General features: G+C 65.2%; 19 protein-coding genes. 2 read left to right on the top strand and 17 right to left on the bottom strand.

The window, feature by feature from the left end:
* Positions 1–35: 35 nt before the first annotated feature.
* The 3 genes from secF to yajC form a co-directional block, all read right to left on the bottom strand.
* Complete coding sequence (gene secF / locus QX132_RS03570) at positions 36–1,043, bottom strand: protein translocase subunit SecF (protein WP_315756649.1); 1,008 nt, start codon at positions 1,041–1,043, stop codon at positions 36–38.
* A gap of 8 nt (positions 1,044–1,051) precedes the next feature.
* Positions 1,052–2,653 (bottom strand): protein translocase subunit SecD, encoded by a 1,602-nt coding sequence (gene secD, locus QX132_RS03565; RefSeq protein WP_316160112.1) that lies wholly within the window; start codon positions 2,651–2,653, stop codon positions 1,052–1,054.
* Positions 2,654–2,741: 88 nt separating this feature from the next.
* On the bottom strand, positions 2,742–3,110 hold the full coding sequence (gene yajC, locus QX132_RS03560; RefSeq protein ID WP_172108587.1) for a preprotein translocase subunit YajC: 369 nt from the start codon (positions 3,108–3,110) through the stop codon (positions 2,742–2,744).
* Positions 3,111–3,313: 203 nt separating this feature from the next.
* Between yajC and QX132_RS03555 the strand changes: the two genes are divergently transcribed.
* Positions 3,314–4,330: an ATP-binding protein gene (locus QX132_RS03555; protein WP_316160110.1), complete on the top strand. Its 1,017-nt coding sequence runs from the start codon at positions 3,314–3,316 to the stop codon at positions 4,328–4,330.
* Between the two features lie 51 nt (positions 4,331–4,381).
* On the opposite strand, the gene QX132_RS03550 is transcribed toward QX132_RS03555, so the two are convergent.
* The gene (locus tag QX132_RS03550; RefSeq protein ID WP_316160109.1) at positions 4,382–5,824 is read right to left on the bottom strand and encodes a LysM peptidoglycan-binding domain-containing M23 family metallopeptidase; all 1,443 of its coding nucleotides are present in this window, start codon (positions 5,822–5,824) and stop codon (positions 4,382–4,384) included.
* 107 nt (positions 5,825–5,931) lie between these two features.
* Positions 5,932–6,579 carry a protein-L-isoaspartate(D-aspartate) O-methyltransferase gene (locus QX132_RS03545; protein WP_315738317.1) on the bottom strand — a complete coding sequence of 216 codons (648 nt, stop codon included), beginning with the start codon at positions 6,577–6,579 and terminating at the stop codon, positions 5,932–5,934.
* 264 nt (positions 6,580–6,843) lie between these two features.
* Here QX132_RS03545 and QX132_RS03540 point away from each other — a divergent pair, with 264 nt between their 5' ends.
* Positions 6,844–7,227 carry a response regulator gene (locus QX132_RS03540; RefSeq protein WP_315738142.1) on the top strand — a complete coding sequence of 128 codons (384 nt, stop codon included), beginning with the start codon at positions 6,844–6,846 and terminating at the stop codon, positions 7,225–7,227.
* 8 nt (positions 7,228–7,235) lie between these two features.
* Here the strand turns inward: QX132_RS03540 and surE are convergent, their stop codons facing one another.
* The 12 genes from surE to QX132_RS03480 form a co-directional block, all read right to left on the bottom strand.
* Positions 7,236–8,003, bottom strand: a complete 768-nt coding sequence (gene surE / locus QX132_RS03535) for a 5'/3'-nucleotidase SurE (protein ID WP_315774957.1) — start codon at positions 8,001–8,003, stop codon at positions 7,236–7,238.
* A gap of 99 nt (positions 8,004–8,102) precedes the next feature.
* Positions 8,103–8,459: a hypothetical protein gene (locus tag QX132_RS03530; protein WP_315738144.1), complete on the bottom strand. Its 357-nt coding sequence runs from the start codon at positions 8,457–8,459 to the stop codon at positions 8,103–8,105.
* A 102-nt stretch (positions 8,460–8,561) separates the two neighbouring features.
* On the bottom strand, positions 8,562–9,893 hold the full coding sequence (serS, locus tag QX132_RS03525) for a serine--tRNA ligase (RefSeq protein WP_315774958.1): 1,332 nt from the start codon (positions 9,891–9,893) through the stop codon (positions 8,562–8,564).
* Positions 9,894–10,011: 118 nt separating this feature from the next.
* Entirely contained in the window at positions 10,012–10,830 is an 819-nt protein-coding gene (gene tatC / locus QX132_RS03520) for a twin-arginine translocase subunit TatC (protein WP_315738146.1), read from the bottom strand.
* Positions 10,827–11,354 carry a Sec-independent protein translocase protein TatB gene (gene tatB, locus QX132_RS03515; protein WP_315774959.1) on the bottom strand — a complete coding sequence of 176 codons (528 nt, stop codon included), beginning with the start codon at positions 11,352–11,354 and terminating at the stop codon, positions 10,827–10,829. The genes tatC and tatB overlap by 4 nt, the downstream gene beginning before the upstream one ends.
* Positions 11,355–11,466: 112 nt before the next feature.
* Positions 11,467–11,700 carry a twin-arginine translocase TatA/TatE family subunit gene (locus QX132_RS03510; RefSeq protein ID WP_006614346.1) on the bottom strand — a complete coding sequence of 78 codons (234 nt, stop codon included), beginning with the start codon at positions 11,698–11,700 and terminating at the stop codon, positions 11,467–11,469.
* Between the two features lie 284 nt (positions 11,701–11,984).
* A complete protein-coding gene (gene scpB, locus QX132_RS03505; protein ID WP_315774961.1) occupies positions 11,985–13,079 on the bottom strand; it encodes an SMC-Scp complex subunit ScpB in 1,095 nt (364 codons plus the stop codon).
* Between the two features lie 19 nt (positions 13,080–13,098).
* Positions 13,099–13,938 (bottom strand): ScpA family protein, encoded by an 840-nt coding sequence (locus tag QX132_RS03500; protein WP_315738149.1) that lies wholly within the window; start codon positions 13,936–13,938, stop codon positions 13,099–13,101.
* Positions 13,935–14,963, bottom strand: coding sequence for a beta-N-acetylhexosaminidase (gene nagZ, locus QX132_RS03495; RefSeq protein WP_315774963.1), 1,029 nt, complete (start codon positions 14,961–14,963; stop codon positions 13,935–13,937). The genes QX132_RS03500 and nagZ overlap by 4 nt, the downstream gene beginning before the upstream one ends.
* A 42-nt stretch (positions 14,964–15,005) precedes the next feature.
* Positions 15,006–16,550 (bottom strand): SPOR domain-containing protein, encoded by a 1,545-nt coding sequence (locus tag QX132_RS03490; RefSeq protein ID WP_315774964.1) that lies wholly within the window; start codon positions 16,548–16,550, stop codon positions 15,006–15,008.
* A gap of 95 nt (positions 16,551–16,645) precedes the next feature.
* Positions 16,646–18,634: an arginine--tRNA ligase gene (locus QX132_RS03485; protein ID WP_316160105.1), complete on the bottom strand. Its 1,989-nt coding sequence runs from the start codon at positions 18,632–18,634 to the stop codon at positions 16,646–16,648.
* Positions 18,635–18,642: 8 nt separating this feature from the next.
* A complete protein-coding gene (locus QX132_RS03480) occupies positions 18,643–19,809 on the bottom strand; it encodes a deoxyguanosinetriphosphate triphosphohydrolase (protein ID WP_315738153.1) in 1,167 nt (388 codons plus the stop codon).
* Positions 19,810–19,826: the final 17 nt, after the last annotated feature.

Genomic DNA, 19,826 nt, shown 5'->3' with positions numbered 1-19,826 from the left:
CAGCCCCGATTCGGGTCCAACGGCTCAAGTCCCGATCAAGGCCTCTTCTTCGGCTCGTCGGCCTGATCACCCCGAACGGCTCCGACGCCGAGATAGATCAGGATCGGCGCGGCGATGAAGATCGAGGTGTAGGTGCCGACCAGCACCACGCCGAACATCATCACCGCGGTGAAGCTGTGGATCGCCGGGCCGCCGAACAAGAGCAGCGCCAGCAGCGCCAGGGTCACCGTGACGTGCGTGATGATCGAGCGCGACAAGGTCGAGTTGATCGATTCGTTGAGCAGCTGCGGCATCGGCATCTTCTTATAGCGCCGCAGCATCTCGCGGATACGGTCGTAGATGACGACGGTGTCGTTGAGCGAATAGCCGAGAATGGTCAGCAGCGCCGCGATGCTGGTGAGGTCGAAATCGACCTGGCTGATCGACATGAAGCCGATCGTCAGCACGATGTCGTGGACGTTGGCGATCATGGCACCGAGCGCGAACTGCCACTCGAACCGGAACCAGAGATAGATCAGAATCGAGACGATCGCGAGCATCAGGCCGAGCATGCCGACGGCTAGGAACTCGCCGGAAACGCGCGGACCCACCACCTCGACCCGGCGATACTCGACGGAATCGCCGATCGCCGACTTGACCTTGTTGGCCGCCTCCTGCTGGGCGGCGTCGCCGCCCGGCTGCTCCGCAACACGGATCAGAACCCCCGCCGGCCCGCCGAACTGCTGCAGCTGCACCTCGCCCAGACCGAGGGTCGCCAGCGTCGCGCGCATCGCCGCGATGTCGGCGGTGCCGGACTTGGCGCGCACCTCGAGCAAGGTGCCGCCGCGGAAATCGATGCCAAGGTTCAAGCCATGGGTGAAGAACAGCACGATCGCGAGGATCGAGAGCGCCGCCGAGATCGGGAAGCTGATGCGGCGGAACTGCGTGAAATCGAAATGCGTGTCGTCGGGAACGATGCGCAGCGACGGCAGCAGGCCGAGCGCGCTGACCACCGTCAGCACCGCGATCAGGATGCCAAGCCCGATGAGAACCCAGTATGTCACAGTAGCTCCTAGATTGGCACGCTTTGCGGCCGCTTCCACCGCACCCACCAAGCGACGATCAGACGCGTCAGCGTGAAAGCGGTGAAGACCGTGGTGAGGATGCCGATGCCCAGCGTCACGGCAAAGCCGCGCACCGGACCGGTGCCGATATAGAACAGCACGGCGGCGGCGATGAAGGTGGTGATGTTCGAGTCGAGGATGGTCGCCAATGCGCGCTTAAAGCCGGCGTCGATCGCCGAAATGGCATTGCGGCCGCCGCGCAGCTCCTCGCGGATGCGCTCATAGATCAGCACGTTGGAGTCGACGGCGATGCCGACCGTCAGCACGATGCCGGCGATGCCCGGGAGCGTCAGCGTCGCATTCAAAAGCGACAGCACGCCGAAGATCATCGCGACGTTCACCGCCACGGCGATATTGGCGAACACGCCGAACAGCCGGTAGGTCACCAGCATGAACACGATGACGAGGATCGAGCCGACATAGGATGCGAGCTCGCCCTTGGCGATCGAATCGGCGCCAAGGCCCGGACCGACGGTACGCTCCTCGATAACGGTGAGCGGCGCCGGCAGCGCGCCGGCCCGCAGCAGGATCGCGAGCTCGTTGGCGGACTGCACGGTGAAATTGCCGGAGATCTGGCCGGATCCGCCAGTGATCGGCTCGCGGATGACCGGCGCCGAGATCACCTTGTTGTCGAGGACGATGGCGAACGGCTGCCCGACATTCTCGGTCGTGGCCTGCGCGAACTTGCGCGAGCCAGCCGAGTTGAAGCGGAAGGTGACGATCGGTTCGTTGGTACGCTGGTCGAAGCCGGTCTGCGCATCGGAGAGATCACCGCCGGAGACAAGCACCTGCTTCTTCACGACATAGGGCTGGATAGGCGGCGATGCGCTCTGGAGCACCTCGGAATCCGGCGGCACCCTTCCCTGCACCGCCTGATCCGCCGGCACCGAGGTGTCGACCATCCGGAATTCCATCTTGGCCGTGCGCCCGAGCAGATTCTTGAGCTGCGTCGGGTCCTGCAAGCCCGGCACCTGCACCAGGATGCGGTCGTTGCCCTGGCGCTGGATCACCGGCTCGACGGTGCCGAGCTCGTTGACGCGGCGCTCGACGATCTGCATCGACTGTTCGATCGTCTGGCGGATGCGTTCGGTGATGGCCGCCGGCGGGATCGTCAGCCGGACCAGTCCGCCGCCGGCATCGCTGACTTCGAGGCTGCGCTGACCGCTGGAGCCGAGCAGCCCGCCGAGCGGCTGCGAGAGATCGCGCAGCTTGGAGATCGCAGTTCCGGTGTCGCTTTCCTTGGTGATCCGGACCTCGACCCCATCACCCCGGCTCACCAATCCGGTGTAGCCGATCTTGGCATCGCGCAGCGTGCGGCGAACGTCGTCGCGCACGGCATCGAGCCGCTCCTTCTTGATGTAGTTGGAGTCGACCTCGAGCAGCAGATACGAGCCACCCTGCAGGTCGAGGCCGAGCACGAGCCGGCGCTGCGCCCAGGCCGGCCAGGTCTTGACCGTCGCTTCGGAGAAGAAGTTCGGCACCGCGCACAGGCACACGACGAGCGCCGTGAGAATGATGCCCAGCGCCTTCCACCGCGTGAAATACAACATGGAGGTTGTCCGTAGGGGCCGCAGCCGGCCCGAAAAATCAGAACATCACAAAGAGCGACGGCCGGCGTTCGACTGGCCAGGCCGGCGATCAGCTCGCGGCCTTCTCGTCCTTCTTGTCGTCCTTTGCGTCTGCCTTCGCGGGCTCGCCCTTGGTGCGGACGCCCGTGATCATCTGGCGCATCTGGCGCACGCGAATGCCGTCGGCGATCTCGAACTCGACCTGGTCGTCATCGACGACCTTGGTGACCTTGCCGACCAGACCGCCCTGGGTCACGATCGTGTCGCCGCGGCGGACGTTCTTGACGAGGTCGGCGTGCTCTTTGACCTTCTTCTGCTGCGGCCGCAGGATCAGGAAATACATGATCACGAAGATCAGCGCGAACGGCAGCAGCGACATCAGCATGCTGTTGGTGTCGCCAGCGCCGGCGGCCTGGGCATAGGCAGGGGTGATCAGCATGTGGTCGATCCTCGTGGGCAGCGCCCGGTGAGACGGGAATAGCCGGCGAACCACGCTTGTCTCGGCGCGGGCCGGCCTCTTGCGAATTTCGCGCGGAATATAGCGGCAGCAGTCCCAATAGCAAGGCGCCCCGCCCCCTCATTTCGCCCCGCTTGCGGCAGCGGGCGAGGCCCGATATGGCTGCCCCATCAGGAACTTGCAGCATGTCGAAAAAACCAGCCAAAGCCCCGTCCCGCGGTCCCGCCCAAACCGTCGTCAGACGTCTCCAAAAAAGCTCCAAGCCCGCAGCGCAAAAGCCGGCGAAGGTCGCGGCAAAACGTCCCGCCGGCCCTGCTCCCGACCACATCGCCGAGCGCATCGCCCGTGCGCTGGAAGCCATTGCGACGCATCTGGCAACAACCCATGCGGGTGCCGCGCCGGCATTGGACCTCAACGCGGCCGACGCCTTCGTCTGGCATCCGGACGGCCGGCTCTCGACGGTGCCGCGCGTCAGCCGTGTCGAGATCAACCTGCTCAAGGGCATCGACCGGATGCGCGACATCCTGATCGAGAACACCGAGCGCTTCGCCAACGGCCTGCCGGCCAACAACGCGTTGTTGTGGGGCGCGCGCGGCATGGGCAAGTCATCGCTGGTCAAGGCCGCCCATGCCAGCATCAATGTCGCCCGCAAGCCGGCGGACCGGCTCAAGCTGATCGAGATTCATCGCGAGGACATCGAGAGCCTGCCCGCGCTGATGGACATCCTGCGTGCCGCGCCGTTCCACTTCATCGTGTTCTGCGACGACCTGTCGTTCGACGGCAATGACGCGTCCTACAAGTCGCTGAAGGCCGTGCTCGAAGGCGGCATCGAGGGCCGCCCCGAGAACGTCATTCTCTACGCCACCTCGAACCGGCGCCACCTGCTCGCGCGCGACATGATCGAGAACGAGCGCTCGACCGCGATCAATCCGGGCGAAGCGGTCGAGGAAAAGGTCTCGCTGTCCGACCGCTTCGGACTGTGGCTCGGCTTCCATCGCTGCAGCCAGGACGAGTACCTCGCGATGGTCAAAGGCTATTGCAGCCATTTCGACATCGCGGTCGCCGAGGATCAGTTGGAGCGCGAGGCGCTGGAATGGGCCACGACGCGCGGCTCGCGCTCGGGCCGCGTCGCGTGGCAGTTCACGCAAGATCTGGCGGGCCGCCTCGGCGTGCGGCTGACAACGCAAAAAGCCGCACAGTAATCTGCGCGGCCCCGTGTCGTCCACGATTGCGTGAGGTCAAACGACCGGACCTCACGCCCCGTTGAGGAATTGCAGCGGGTCAACCGGCGACGATCCCTTGCGGATCTCGAAGTGGAGCTGCGGCGATCCGACTTCTCCCGATTGACCCGACTTGGCAATGACCTGGCCGCGCTTGATCGGATCACCGCGCTTCACCATCAGCTCACTCGCATGGGCATATGCGGTGACGTAGCCGTTGGAATGCCGCACCAGGACCAGATTGCCATAGCCCTTCAATTCATTGCCGGCGTAGGCGACGACGCCATCTTCGGCCGCCTTTACCGGGGTGCCCTCGGGAACGGCGATGTTGATGCCATCATTGGACTTGCCGTTGGTCTTGGCGCCATAGCTCGTGATCACCTTGCCGCGCGCCGGCCAGCGGAATGTCGGCAGCGAGCTGGTGGTCTCGGCCGGCCGCGCCGGCTCCTCCTCCTTCTCGGGTGCCGGATTGGCCTGGGCCAGGCGGGCGGTCTGGACCGGACCTGCGGCCGTCGCGACCCGTGTGGTCGGCGCTGGCGCCGGCACGGTCGCAACCGCCTGGGGAACGGTTGCGACCGGAGCCACCGGCGCAGCTGCCGCCACGGCCCTGCCAGGGACGGTCAGCCTGGTCCCGAGCTTGAGCGGCGAAGCCTGATCGAGATTGTTGGCGCGGGCGAGCTCCGCCGCCGTCAGATGATTCTGGCGGGCGATGCTGGCGAGTGTCTCGCCGCGGTTGACGAAATGGACGGTGGACGGTGCTGCGGCCGCCACCGGCTTCGGCGCGACCATTGGCGCCGCGGCAACGGGCTGGGCCGCGGGCGCAGCCGCCACCGCGCCAGGATGCGGAATGATCAGCTGCTGGCCCGGCGACAACGCGCGCGGGCCCTTGTAGCCGTTCGCAGCCAGGATCTCAGCCGATGTCACGCGATAGCGCTTGGCGAGGATGTCGAGCGTATCGCTGGTGCCGACGATGATCTTGGTGCCGCTGGCGGGACGCGCGGCGGCGACCGAACGCGGCGGCACGGTGCCGGTGGTCTCGAGGCGCGGCTGGGCCGGCGGAGCATAGGAATGCGCCGGCTGTGCATAGGATTGGGGTGCAGCGACCGGGGGTGCAGCCACGGGGACCGCAGCAGGTGGCGCATAGGATGCGACGCCGCGCCCGCCCGAGGATACGCCTCCCGCACCGCCGCCGGCCGGATAGGATTGCGGAGCCCCGACCGCCGGGGGCGGCAGCGCCGAGGACGAGTAGGCCGGCGCCGGCGCCGGAGCGGGCGTGTAGGGCTGGTGCTGCCGGGGCGGCTGCGCCTGCACCGACCCCGTGGAATCGGATGCAAAGGGGTTTGAAAACGGGTTTTGCGTCTGCGACAGCCGCGTCGACATGTCGGCGCTGCAGCCGGCGACGCCGAACGACATCAGCGCCAATGCCGCAACCTGCGGCAGGCGGCGCGAGCGAAGCAACTCGACGGTAGTGGGCATGGTTACTCACTCGTACGCAACAAACAACGAATTCGAGTAAACACAGCCGCGGTAAATAAGCGCTTAAGCCGCGAATAAAGCGTTGTGCGGCCTGCTGATCCGCACGTTTAAAGTTCGCGCGCAATCCCCGGAATTGCCGGCACAAATCGTACGTCGACGAGCTCTTTTCGGTCGAAACGATCGCCCGTTCGCGTGATCCTGACGAGCGTCTGCACCCCGTGTTGCGGCCCGACCGGCGCGATCAGGATACCGTCCGGCTCCAGCCGGTCGAGCAGGCTCTGGGGAATCTCGTCCATCGCCGCGGTCACGATGATGCGACCGAATTGGCCGCCCCCCGGCGGCAGCGCGTAGCCATCGCCGAGCATGACCTCGACATTGAAGCAGGCGAGCTTCTCCAGCCGCTCCCTGGCCTTGTCGGCCAATGTCCGGAAGCGCTCTACCGTCAGGACATGAGCCGCAAGCCGGGACAGGATCGCGGCCTGGTATCCGGACCCGGTGCCGATTTCGAGCACGCGGTGGGTCTTTTGCAGCTTGAGCTGTTCGGTCATGTAGGCCACGACGAACGGCTGGCTGATGGTCTGCCCGCAAGCGATCGCCATCGCGCTGTCGCGATAGGCGTCCGGGCGGTCGGCCGGCAGAACGAACTCCTCCCGCGGCACCTCCTCCATCGCTCGCAACACCGCCTGATCGCTGATCCCCCGCCGACGCAGGGTCAGCTGAAACATCATTTTCTCGGGAGGAGCGGCTGGGGGCATCGGGATGTCGGTTGGTGGGCTCGTGGGCAATTTACCTGCGGGGCGAGGGTTGCGCACCGAATTTCCGCGCACACGTCGCAACTACGCACCGACATGGTCCCAACGACGACCGCGTTCCGCACGAGGAACCAAGTCGGGTCCGGTTCGTTCACCTTATGGGCGAGCCTGCCCACGCCGCACGGCGGTGAAAGATGACATTGTTGACGTTGCGCCATAAGCCGTTATTTGCGAGCGTCAAATCGGGTATGGGCAAGGACTGACATCATGACTGCACCGCGGCCGCCGCGCGGCTCTGTGTTTCTGGTTGAAGACGAAGTCATGATCCGGATGATGGTGGCCGACATGCTCGAGGAGCTCGGCTATACCGTCGCGGCCGAGGCCGGCGAAATCGGCGAAGCGATGCGGCTGGCCGAGAGCACCTTTTTCGACGTCGCCATTCTCGACGTCAACGTCAACGGCAAGGTCATCTCGCCGGTGGCCGATCTCATCAAGGCGCGCAACCGGCCCTTCATCTTCGCAACCGGCTACGGCTCGTCGGGATTGCCGGAAGAATATCGCGACCGGCCGGCCCTGCAGAAGCCGTTCCAGCTCGAGACGCTCGGAAAGGCGATCGACCATGCGCTGCGTGGCGCTGAGCCACAGGGGTAGACGGCGCTTCAGCCCAGAATGTCGCTGAGCTTGCCGGAGAACGCCTCGTCCGTGCGATCCAGGCGAAGCGGAGTCACTGACACGTAGTGCGCCGCGAGGGCCGCGAGGTCCGTCCCCTCGTCGGGCACGTCGAGCGAGGCAGCGCGGTCGAAGCCGATCCAGAAATAGGGATTGCCGCGGCCGTCGCGACGCTCGTCGACCTTCAAGAAGCCGAGATTGCGCTTGCCCTGGCGGGTGACCACGACGCCCCTGACCTCTTCCGGCGCACAGGCCGGGAAGTTGACGTTGATCACCGTATTCCTCGGCACGCCGGCTTCGAGCACCTTGCGCACGATCTGCGGGCCGAATTTGAGCGCGGTGTCCCAGGACGGCTTGTCACGGGTTGCGACGCTGAATTCCTGCGACAGGGCGAACGACGGCAAGCCGAGAATGGTGCCTTCGAGCGCGCCGGCGATGGTGCCCGAATAGACGACGTCCTCGGCAACGTTACGGCCCTTGTTGACGCCCGACAGCACCACGTCGGGCAGCTTCGCCCCCAGGATATGACGGGCCCCCATGATGACGCAGTCGGTCGGCGTGCCGCGCACCGCGAAATGCCGCGGGCCGACCTCGCGCAGCCGCAGGGGGTCATTGAGCGAGAGCGAATGGGACACGCCGCTCTGGTCCAGTTCGGGAGCCACGATCCAGATGTCGTCGGACAGGGCGCGTGCGACCTCCTCGATCACCTTGAGACCCGGCGCATGGATTCCGTCGTCATTGGTGCAGAGAATCCGCATGGCCACCTTTCCATCCCGTTCAAGACGATTGCCGCGGTGTCTTATCTGCTGCGCGACATCGAGGCAAACCCGCCGCCTCGAGCCGGGTTCGGCAGTGGTTCAGGGCCGAATCCGCCACTGCGGCAGGAACCTGGCGAGCTTCCCTCGCGTACCCAGCCGGAGCAACGCGGCGGGGGTGACGGACACATGGGACGCTGGCGGAGGGACCGGCGAAGGCACAGCGGACTCGGCCAGCGGCGGCGCCGGAAACCGGGCCCGCGCAACACCCAGCGCCTTGTCGAAATCAGCAGCGTTGAACCAGGCCTGATGGCGCAGGGCCTCCGGCGGGCCATCATGCCACACCGCTGCACGATCGATATCGAATGCTCCCTTCAGGCGCTGGTCGACCGCCTGGATGCCGGAGCCGGTGACGGCCCATTGCCGTCCGATCCAGAAAATATCCCGATGCAGAGCCATGATGCCGGTATCTGAAAAGCAATTGCTGAACAGAACCGAGGATACGACCCGTCGGCGCCCACGCAATGGCGGCGACCTGGGCGGATGCAATTTGCCGCGGCGCTATGGCTCCGCGGCCACCACCTTGAGGCCGCCCATATAGGGCTGCAGCACATCGGGGACGGCGATCGAGCCGTCGGCCTGCTGATAGGTCTCCATCACTGCGATCAGCGCGCGGCCGACTGCCGTGCCCGAGCCGTTCAATGTGTGGACGAAGCGCGGCTTGCCGTCGCTTCCGCGATAGCGTGCATCCATGCGGCGTGCCTGGAAGTCGCCGCACACCGAACAGCTGGAGATCTCGCGGAAGGCGCCGCCATCGCCCTGCCCGGGCATCCAGACCTCGATGTCGTAGGTCTTCTGCGAGGAGAAGCCCATGTCGCCGGTGCACAGCGTGATGACGCGATAGTGCAGATCGAGCCGGCGCAGCACTTCCTCGGCGCAGGCCAGCATGCGCTCGTGCTCGTCCTTGCTGGTCTCCGGCGTCGTGATCGACACCAGCTCGACCTTGGTGAACTGATGCTGACGGATCATGCCGCGGGTGTCGCGGCCGGCCGCGCCCGCCTCGGCGCGAAAGCACGGCGTCAGCGCCGTGAGCCGCATCGGCAACTCCTTCTCGTCAACGATGGACTCGCGCACCAGATTGGTCAGGGCCACCTCGGCAGTTGGAATGAGACCCAGCCGCTCGGTCTTGAGGCGATCATCCGGCGCTGCAATCAGCTCGCCCTTCACGGCCCAGAATTGGTCGTCCTCGAATTTCGGCAATTGGCCCGTACCGAACATGACGTCGTTGCGCACCAGCAGCGGCGGATTGATCTCGGTGTAGCCGTGCTCGGTCGTATGAAGATCGAGCATGAACTGCCCGAGCGCGCGCTCGAGCCGCGCCAGGCCCCTCTTCAGCACGACGAAGCGCGCGCCCGACAGCTTCGCAGCCGATTCGAAGTCCATGGTGCCAAGAGCCGCACCGAGATCATCATGCGGCTTCGGCGCGAAGGCGTAGTTGCGCCGGGCGCCGAACATGTGGCGCTCGACATTGTCGTGCTCGTCCTTGCCGTCCGGCACCTCGTCGAGCGGCAAATTGGGAATCGCCGAAAGCTCGCGCGCCAGCTCCTCATCTGCCTGCTTCGCGGCCGCCTCGAGCTCCGGCATGGTGGTCTTGAGCTTGGCGACCTCCTCCATCAGCGCCGATGCGCGCGCGTCGTCCTTGGCCTTCTTGGCCTCGCCGATTTCCTTGGAGGCGGCGTTGCGCCGCGCCTGCGCCTGCTCGGACGCCAGGATCGCAGCGCGACGCCGCTCGTCGATGGCGAGCAGCTGCGACGACTGGGGCGACAGACCCCGGCGCGTCAGCGCCGCATCGAAACCTTGCGGATTGTCGCGGATCGATTTGATGTCGTGCATGGTCGTTCGGTCCTGGAGACGAAAAGATCTCGGCGAGTCGCCCGGGGTCACGGGCCGGCTTGCACTACCGCGAATGGCAGCGGATGGGAACAGGCCAGGCCGGGCGGGAAGCCCGGCCCTACTCGGCCGGATTGCTGGGCAGATTGCCGGAGCCGGACGACGTGCCGGAGCCCGACTTCGCAGCCGCTTGCTTCTCGACGATCCCCACCGCGATGATGGCGCCTTCGTAGAGGGCCAGCAGCGGGATCGCCAAGGACGCTTGGCTCAGCACGTCCGGCGGCGTCAGCACGGCGGCGATGATGAAGGCGATGACGATGAAATAGCGCCGCTTCTCTTTCAGCATCTGCGAGGTCACGATGCCGATGCGACCAAGCAGGGTCAGGATCACCGGCAGCTGGAACGCGATGCCGAAGGCGAAGATCAGCGACATCATCAGCGACAGATATTCGCCGACCTTGGGCATCAGCGCGATTTGCGCCGTCTCGGGGCCGCCGAGCTGCTGCATGCCGAGTGAGAAGCGCACGATCATCGGCCACACCGCAAAATAGACCAGCATGGCGCCGAGGACGAAGAAGACGGGGGTCGCTATCAAGTAGGGTAGGAAAGCATTGCGTTCGTGGCGATACAGCCCCGGCGCCACGAACTTGTAGATCTGCGTCGCGATGATCGGGAACGAGATGAAACCGGCGCCGAACATCGCGAGCTTGAGCTGCGTGATGAAATATTCGAGCAGCTGGGTGTAGATGAACTTGCTGTTCTCGGCCCCTGCCACCCAGACGAACGGCAGCACCAGGATGTTGTAGATCTGTTTGGCGAAAAAGAAGCAGAAGATGAAGGCCACGCCGAAGCCGAGCAGTGCCTTGATCAGCCGCGACCGCAGCTCGATCAGGTGATCCATCAACGGGGCCTTGCTGGCCTCGATATCTTCGACGGTCATGACGCTTTGGCGTCCTTCAGACGTTCAGCTTCTGCTGACGCAGACATTTCAGGCTGCGGCTCGGGCTTGATTTCACGCACGATCGCCAGCGGCTCGCCCACGGCTTGATGGACTTCAGCCTCCACGAAGGTCTCGGCCACTGGAGGTTCGGGGGTGGTCGGGGTCATCACGGCAGGCTCAGGCGAAGCAGCAGCCACGTCCGATGCTGGTGCCGGCTCGGCGGACTTGTCGATCCCCTCGATATCGAGAGCCTTGTCGACGTCGCGCTGCAACGAGGAGATCACGCCGGTCGGGGTGAAACCGCTGGCCGCCTCGCGGACCTCATCGAAACTCTTCTTGAGGTCGGCCATCTCCGCTTCGCGCATCGCCTCCTGGAACTGGCCCTGGAACTCCGAGGCCATCCGGCGCGCCTTGCCGATCCATTGCCCGACCATGCGCAGGACGCCCGGAAGCTCCTTGGGGCCGATCGCGATCAACGCGACGACCCCAATGACGAGCAGCTCACTCCAGCCGATATCGAACATGAAACAATCCGCCTACGCGACGACGCCTCTGATCCCGCCTGCCCGGGTCTGTCCGAACAGGTCCCGGTGCCGTCTCTGCGGGAGCGCGCCGCCCGCGCCTTTCACGCGCAGATCAAACGGCTTTGCTGCCGACATCCGTGCGGGTGGCCGAAGGTGTCGCGCCGTGGTCGATCGACTTGACTGGCTCGGTCTTCTCCGGCGCCTTGTCGTCGTCCTGCATGCCCTTCTTGAAGGCCTTGATGCCCTGCGCGACGTCGCCCATCAGATCGGAAATCTTGCCGCGCCCGAACAACAGCAGGACGACCGCGATCACGACGATCCAGTGCCAAATGCTAAGCGAACCCATCCTGCAACCCTCCAAACACCGGCGAAGCCTTCACCCGACTGCCCGTCGACGCTACCGCCGAAACCGCGCCATATCCATGGACTTGACCGCGACACTTCGCTTCTAGCATTCGATTGCGAAACAGCAACACGAACGCGGCCTGTCACTGGCCAAAATAGCGCGCGGACAGCCCGATCTGGCCGGAAGGTAGGCGCCAATGCCTCCAAAAACAAGCACTTAAGGTCCGACAAATCGCGGCCGGACCTACGCAATAACGCGAGTGTTAACAGCCCCGGCCGCTAGTTTTAGTGCGGCGAGCCGTTGTCGTCGGTATCGCGGTCGTGCGCGTCATCGGCCGCGTCGATCTCCTCATCCGCCGCGTCGACCTCTGCCTCTGCCTCTGCCTCGTCGTCTACCTGAGCGTCAGCGTCGGCAGACAGCTCGACGAGCTCGATAACGGCCCCGTCGTCCGGCCCGACCTCGATCTCCTCGACGGCCAAGTCCACCTCGGTGATCTCGGTTTCCGCATCGGCGCCCGGCAGTTCCAGATCGCCAATAGCGACCTGCGACGAGGTGTCGTCCCGAACAGCGGCCTCGGCGGTCGCAATCTGGCCTTCGGCGACCTCGGCCGCAGCCGTGTCGGCTGCGACCGTTTCCATCTCGGCCGTTTCGTCTTCCGCAGCTTCGGCTTCGCCAGGTTCGGCCTCGACCGCCGGCGCAAGCGCCAGATCGAGATCGCCCGGATCCAGCGGCTCCTCGTCCTCCCGGAGCGTCGGATCGTCCGATGGCGTCGGGACGGTGAAGCCGGTCGGCAGGCGGGAATCCAGCAGGCCCGTGCCCTTCAGCTCTTCCAGGCCTGGCAGATCGCCCAGGGTCTCCAGGCTGAACTGGGCCAGGAACGCATCGGTGGTGCCGAAGGTCAGCGGACGGCCAGGGGTCTTGCGGCGCCCGCGTGGCTTGATCCAGCCGGTCTCCAACAGAACGTCCAACGTTCCCTTGGAGGTGACGACGCCGCGGATCTCTTCGATCTCGGCACGCGTCACCGGCTGGTGATAGGCAACGATGGCCAGAACTTCGATCGCCGCGCGTGACAGCTTGCGCGTTTCGGTGCTCTCGCGCGTCATCAGCCAGGCGAGATCACCGGCGGTACGGAAGGTCCACTTGTTGGCGACGCGCACGAGGTTGACGCCGCGATTGGCGTATTCCGCCTGCAGTTGCGCCAACGCAGCCTTGATATCGACACCTTCAGGCATACGCTTGGCAAGCGTGGCCTGCTCGAGCGGCTCGGCCGAGGCGAACAAGAGTGCCTCGAGGATGCGCAACTCTTCGGGGCGCACCTCGGGCTCGCTCGCCGCGATCTCGTCGGGCTCTTCCATGCGCAGTTCCGCCAAGCTTGCCATGGCAGGGTCTCCTTCTTCGTTACTCAACCGTCAAGTCCGGCGCAGCCATGGCGCCGGGCTGGATCGGTGGACGCTTACGAAAATACAGCGGCGCGAACGCCTGCTTCTGGTTCAGCTCGAGCTGCCCTTCGCGGACCAGCTCCAGCACGGCCGCAAAGCTCGATGCGAAGACGGTAGCCTTTTGGGCCGGCTCGGCGACGTAGCTCAGGAGATAGTCGTCGAGACATCCCCAGTCGTCCGACACCTCGGTCATACCGACGAGCCGTTCGAGCGACGCGCGCGCCTCAGCGAGCGACCAGACGGTGCGCTTGGCCATATGAACGGATGTCACGACACGTGCCTGCCGTTGAATGGCGTAGGCCGACAGCAGGTCGAACAGGGTGGCTGTGAACTTCGGGCGGCGGACTTCCGCGATCTCTTCCGGATTGCCGCGGGGAAACACGTCGCGCTGGAACTGCGGACGATTCATCAGACGATTGGCGGCCTCGCGGATCGCCTCCAGGCGGCGCAGCCGGTTGGCGAGCGCGGTCGCCATCTCCTCGGCGCTCGGCCCTTCCTGCGCTGGCGGCTCGGGCAACAGGAGACGCGACTTCAGGAATGCCAGCCACGCCGCCATCACGAGGTAGTCGGCGGCGAGCTCGAGCCGGATCTTGCGCGCGGCCTCGATGAACTGGAGATACTGGTCGGCCAACGCAAGGATCGAGATCTTGGCGAGGTCGACCTTCTGCTGCCGCGCCAGCGCGAGCAGCAGATCGAGCGGGCCCTCGTAGCCCTCGACGTCGACGACCAACGCCGGTTCGGCCTCGGCCAGCTCCGTGGTGGGCCGGCCGGTTTCAAACGACAGAATTTCAGCGGTCATGCGCTCGCGGATCCCAGCCGGTTGATCAAGGCGTCGAGCTCGCCGCGCGCGGCGTCACGATCGAAGCCTGTAGGTGCCTTGCGCGCCGCAAGCGCGCGATCGGCGCGAACCAGAGCCTGGCCGGCCAGCTCCGGCGTCTCGGCCGCGACCGCCTGCATCTCGTCCAGTCGGCCGTTGCAGTGAAGAACCATGTCGCAGCCGGCCGCCACGATCGCACGCGTGCGCTCGGCGATCGATCCGGCCAATGCGTTCATGGAAACGTCATCACTCATCAACAAACCCTGGAACCCGATCCGTTTGCGAATCACCCGTTCGATCATTGTCGCAGAAGTCGTGGCCGGATGGGCGGCGTCGATCGCGCTAAACACAACATGTGCAGTCATCGCCATCGGGAGGTCGGCCAGCGGCCGGAAGGCGGCGAAATCGGTTGCGTCGAGTTCCGCTTCTGGCGTGTCCACGGTCGGCAGCCGGAAATGGGTGTCGGCGGCGGCCCGGCCATGCCCCGGAATGTGCTTCAGCACCGGCAGCACGCCGCCCTGCTCCAGCCCCTCCGTCACCGCCCGGGCGATCGCCGCCACCTTTTCTGGCGTCGTGCCATAAGCCCGATCCCCGATCACGGCATCAGCGCCGGCGACGGGGACGTCGGCGAGCGGCAGGCAATCCACGGTGATGCCGAGCTTGAGCAGGTCGTCGGCGATCAGGCGGGCGCTGAGCCAAGCGGCACGGAGGCCTGCGGCCGAATCAAGATCGTAGAGACGGTCGAACACCACGCCGGCGGGATAGGCCGGCCAATGCGGCGGCCCCAGCCGCTGCACCCGGCCCCCCTCTTGGTCGATCAGGACTGGAGCGTCGGCGCGGCCGACGCAGGCCCTTAATTCCTCAACCAGTGCAGTCACTTGGGTGGGTGACTGGACGTTGCGTTTGAACAGGATGAAACCCCAGGGGCTGAACTCGCGGATGAACGCGCGCTCGGCGTCGGTGAGATCAGGCCCGGAGATGCCGGTAATGAAAGCCCGCATGGTCATGCGGGCCGCATAGACCCCGCCTCGGGGGCGGTCAAGCAGGCCTTAATTGTTGCTAAACGGGAAACACTGTCCGCCGGCGGTTTTCAACGATCCGCACATCTTGTTGGCCTCTTCCTTCGTCGCGAAGGGCCCGACGGCTGCGCGGTACCTGACACCGCCCTTCTCACCCAGATCCATCCGCCTGATGATCGGCTCATATTTGCCCAGCACGGCGCCGTATTTGTCCTGCACCGCCTTGTAGGACGACATCGCCTCCGCCTCGCTGGCCTGCGACGAGATCGAGACCAGATAGCCGCCGGTGCGATCATTCTGGGTCTGCTCGGTGACCGGCACGGCCGCGGCGATGCGCGCCGGTGCGGCGGCCTGCGGTGTCAGCGGCATCGGGCTGTCATTGGCGGCCGACGCGTTGGCGTTGGCCGGCGATTTGCGGCCCTTCGGCGTCGCCGCCGGCTTGGTTGCAGGCGTCGCCGGCATCGGCGGATCGGCCGCTGCGGCCTGATTGCCCCCCGTCACGGACAGCGTCTTGATCGGACGCGGATCACTGTTGGGCAAAATGCCATTGGCGTTGGCCATTTGCGACATCGGGGCCGCACCGGCGCTGACCGGCGGCGGAGCCGCATTCTGGTTCATTTGCGGGAACACCACGCGCGGATTGCCGCCGCGGGCGTTCAGATCCATCGGCGTCTCCTCGCGGGACACCAGCTTCTCGCCGCCATCATTGCCGAGCAGGCGATCCGGCACCTTCGGCGTCGGATCCTGCTGGGCCATGATCTTGGTCGGACTGTTGTCGGCGCGAATGATCGGCGGCTCGCCAGTGCGGCCGGACGAGATGTAGGTCTTGTAGCCATAGGCGCCGCCGGTGCCGACCACCGCAAGGGTCAACACCGCGAGCACGGTGCTCATGCCGCTGCGCCGCCGCGGCCGCTCCTCTTCCTCGCCCTCGTCGTAGCCGTCCTGATAGCCGTATTGGCCGTCCTGGAAATCGTTGTCGCCCTGAAACCCCTGCTGTCCCGAGCCCATCTGCCCGAACAGCGCATCGTCATAGCGCGAGGAGTCCGGCTCGTTGTCATCGAAGCCGTTGTCGCGGTTGTAGTCGCGGTCGTTCTCGGCGAACCCGTGGCGCGACTCCCCGACGCTGTAGTCGAGCTTGGACAGCTGGTCGGCGAACTCCGCGTTCGGATAACCCTGCTGCTGCCGGGGCGCGGGCGCGAAATCCTGGTCCGGGAAGCCCGGCTGGCCGCGCGGATCCTGATAGCCCGCCGGAAAGGCCGGCGGTGCCGGCGCCGGCTGCGGCGGCTCGCGGCCGATGTCGGCGAAGGGATTGGCGGCGGCAGGCTGGGCACGTTGCATCCAGGCCGGAGCGCCGGCAGGAGGCATGCCGGGAACCGGCTGTTCTGGCGCGGGCGCGGCGGGGCGCACCATCGGACGCGACTGAGGTTGAGGAGTTGCCCGGCCCGACGCGGCAAAAGGATCGTTCTGCCCGATCAGGCGAGCGAGTTCGGCGAGCGGATCGGCATCGGCCTGCTGGTTTCCACCACGGCCAAAACCATCAGCGGGAAAGGGTCTGTCCTGGTAACGATCAGCCATCGTGATGAAGCGTCCCTGCGGGTGAGCCGCATATGCGTCCTAAGGCGGACCCTGCCAGATTGAGGCCCCCAACTGAAGTCGTGTGTTTCCCCCAATCAGCGCATTGCATCAGGAGCATTAACGCCCAAGATCGCAAGTCCCGACGCCAGAACCGAGACGACGCCCTGAACCATGGCCAAACGTGCCTTGGTCAATTCTGCATCATCATCGATAATGAAGCGTAAATAGGGCAAATCCCGCCCCCGCGTCCAGAGGGCGTGAAATTCGCTTGCAAGTTCATATAGGTAGAAGGCGATCCGGTGCGGCTCATGCGCTACGGCCGCGCTCTCAACCGTACGTGGGTACAGCGCCAGCCGTTTCAAGAGGTCGTGTTCAGCCGGGTCGGATAGTTTTTCGAGATTCGCCTGCGCCAGGAACGCGAGTCGCGCGCCCTCCGCCTCCGGCAATTCGGGCAGGCCTTCCCGGGCATTGCGGAAGATCGAATGCCCTCGCGCGTGGCCGTACTGGACGTAGAACACGGGATTGTCGCGCGACTGCTCGATCACCTTGGCAAGGTCGAAATCGAGCACGGCGTCGTTCTTGCGGTAGAGCATCATGAAACGGACCGCATCGCGCCCCACTTCATCAACAACTTCCCGCAAGGTGACGAAGTCGCCGGAGCGCTTCGACATCTTCACCGGCTCGCCATTGCGCAACAGCTTGACGAGCTGCACGACCTTGACGTCGAGCACTGCCTGCGCAGCCGTGACGGCCTTCACCGCCGCCTGCATGCGCTTGATGTAGCCGCCGTGATCAGCGCCGAATACGTCGATCAGGTCAGTGAAACCACGCTCATACTTGTTTCGGTGATTAGCGATGTCAGAGGCGAAATAAGTGTAGGAGCCGTCCGACTTGGCAAGCGGTCGGTCGACATCATCACCAAATTCAGTCGAGCGAAACAGTGTCTGTTCACGGTCCTCCCAATCCTCAGGAGGCGCGCCTTTCGGCGGTGGCAGGCGGCCCTGATAGATCAATCCTCGATCCGTGAGCTCCCGGAGGGTCTGACCAATGTAGTCAGGTTGCCCCAAAGCTCCCGGAACAGACTGCTGCTCGAAGGTTACAGCCTTTCCTTCCACCGACAGTGGACCGGATTCTTTGAGCTTTTTCCGAGACAGGTAGGCTCGAATGCCTCGATTTCCTTTCGGACCTGAAGCGTAAGACTTGGCCGCAAAGTAAAAGGTAGGCCGCTTATCCGGCGCAGCAAACGTTACAGCCCCCTCAAGCAAAGCCTTTTCTGAAAAGAAAACGTCGAAGTTTATATTGAGCTGCTCCAAATCATCGATGATTTGAATGAGCATCTCTTCTAGGGCTGCTTGCCGGACGATAGGCAGCCACTCGTCCTTGGGCATAGTCTTGAGCTTATCTCCGTGCTCGGCCGCAAGCGCCTGCCCGACCGGCTTGAGGTAGTCGCCAGGATAGAGCCCTTCCGGAATCGTGCCGATGTCCTCGCCGAGCGCCTCGCGATAACGGAGGAAAGCGGAGCTTGCGAGCACGTCGACCTGCGCGCCGGCATCGTTGATGTAGTACTCGCGGGTGACGTCGCGGCCGGCGAACTGCAACAGGCTGCACAGCGCGTCGCCGAACACGGCGCCACGGCAATGGCCGACATGCATCGGCCCGGTCGGATTGGCCGAGACGTATTCGACGTTGACCTTCGGCGCGCCCGGCACCGGCGCAACGCGGCCGTATTCGGCGCCTTCGCGCAGGATCGTCGCCAGCGCCTTCGTCCAAACCGTCGGCTGCAAAGTGAGATTGATGAAACCCGGACCCGCGACATCGACCTTCGCCACGAGAGCATCGGCCCGCAGACGTTCGGCGATCTGCTCGGCGAGATCGCGCGGCTTGGCCTTCGCCTCCTTGGCGAGCACCATCGCCGCATTGGTGGCCATGTCGCCGTGACTCGGATCGCGCGGCGGCTCGACCACCACGCGCGAAAAATCGATGCCCTCGGGCCAGCCGCCATCCTTGGCGAGCGCGGCGCAGATGGCGTGGACACGCGCGAGCATGTCGGCAAAAAGGTAAGGGGTGGAAGCTTGTTCGACCATGCCGCCGCCTAACGCAAATCCGGAGTCGAGTCAAAAAGCCGGTGGTGCTCCGTTAAGGCAAAACGGTCCGTCATTCCGGCGATAAAGTGGCCGATGCGGCGAGCCCGATCGCCCTCGCCCTCGCAACCGTCCAGCCAGCCCGCGGGCAGCGTCGAACCGTCCTCATGGTAGCGGCCGTACAGGTCGGCGACGATGCGCTCGGCATCGCGCATCACCCGCATCACCCGCTCATGACGGTACATCCGCTGCCAGAGAAACCCCTTGATGGTCGCCTCGTGCTCGGCCACATCGGCCGGAAATGCCACCAGCGGCCCGCTGTGCCGCCTGATGTCGTGAGGCGACATCGGCTGCGCCCGCGCGATCCGGCGCTCGGTCTCGGCCGCCACGGCTGCGATCAGGTAAGAGATCAGCTCGCGCACCAGCTCGGCGCCGCGCCGGATCGGATCGAGCGCCGGATATTGGCGGTCGATCTCGGCGATCATCGCCGCGAGCAGCGGAATCTCCTTGAGGTCGTCGACCGTGAACAGGCCGGCGCGCAGCCCGTCGTCGATGTCGTGGGCATCATAGGCGATGTCGTCCGCCAGCGCCGCGACCTGGGCCTCGAGCGAGGCATAGCTCCACAGCTCCAGGTCGAACCGGGCGTTGAACTCGGTAATTCCCGGCGGGATCGGCGCCTGCAACGGCCCGTTGTGCTTGACGATGCCCTCGAGCGATTCCCAGGTCAGGTTGAGACCGTCGAAATCCGGGTAGCGCTGCTCGAACGACGTGACGATGCGCAATGTCTGGGCATTGTGGTCGAAGCCGCCATGGTCCGCCATGCAGCGGTTCAGGGCGCGCTCGCCGGCATGGCCGAACGGCGGATGGCCGAGATCATGCGCCAAGGCCAGCGTCTCCGTCAGGTCCTCGTCGAGGCCGAACTGGCGGGCGAGCGCGCGGGCGATCTGGGCGACTTCCAAAGAATGGGTCAGACGGGTGCGGTAGTGGTCGCCTTCGTGGAAGACGAACACCTGGGTCTTGTGCTTGAGCCGTCGGAAGGCGGTCGAATGGATCACGCGGTCGCAATCGCGGCGAAAGGGGCTGCGGGTGCGGGACGGCGGCTCGGCGAACAGGCGGCCCCGGCTGCGATCGGGATCGCAGGAATAGGGAGCGCGGGGGGCAGCCATTCCGACCGACACGGGCGATTGTTCCTTTT

This window comes from Bradyrhizobium sp. SZCCHNRI20481, from assembly GCF_032485055.1.
Classification (GTDB): Bacteria; Pseudomonadota; Alphaproteobacteria; order Rhizobiales; family Xanthobacteraceae; genus Bradyrhizobium.
This window is presented reverse-complemented; position numbering and strand designations above follow the sequence as displayed.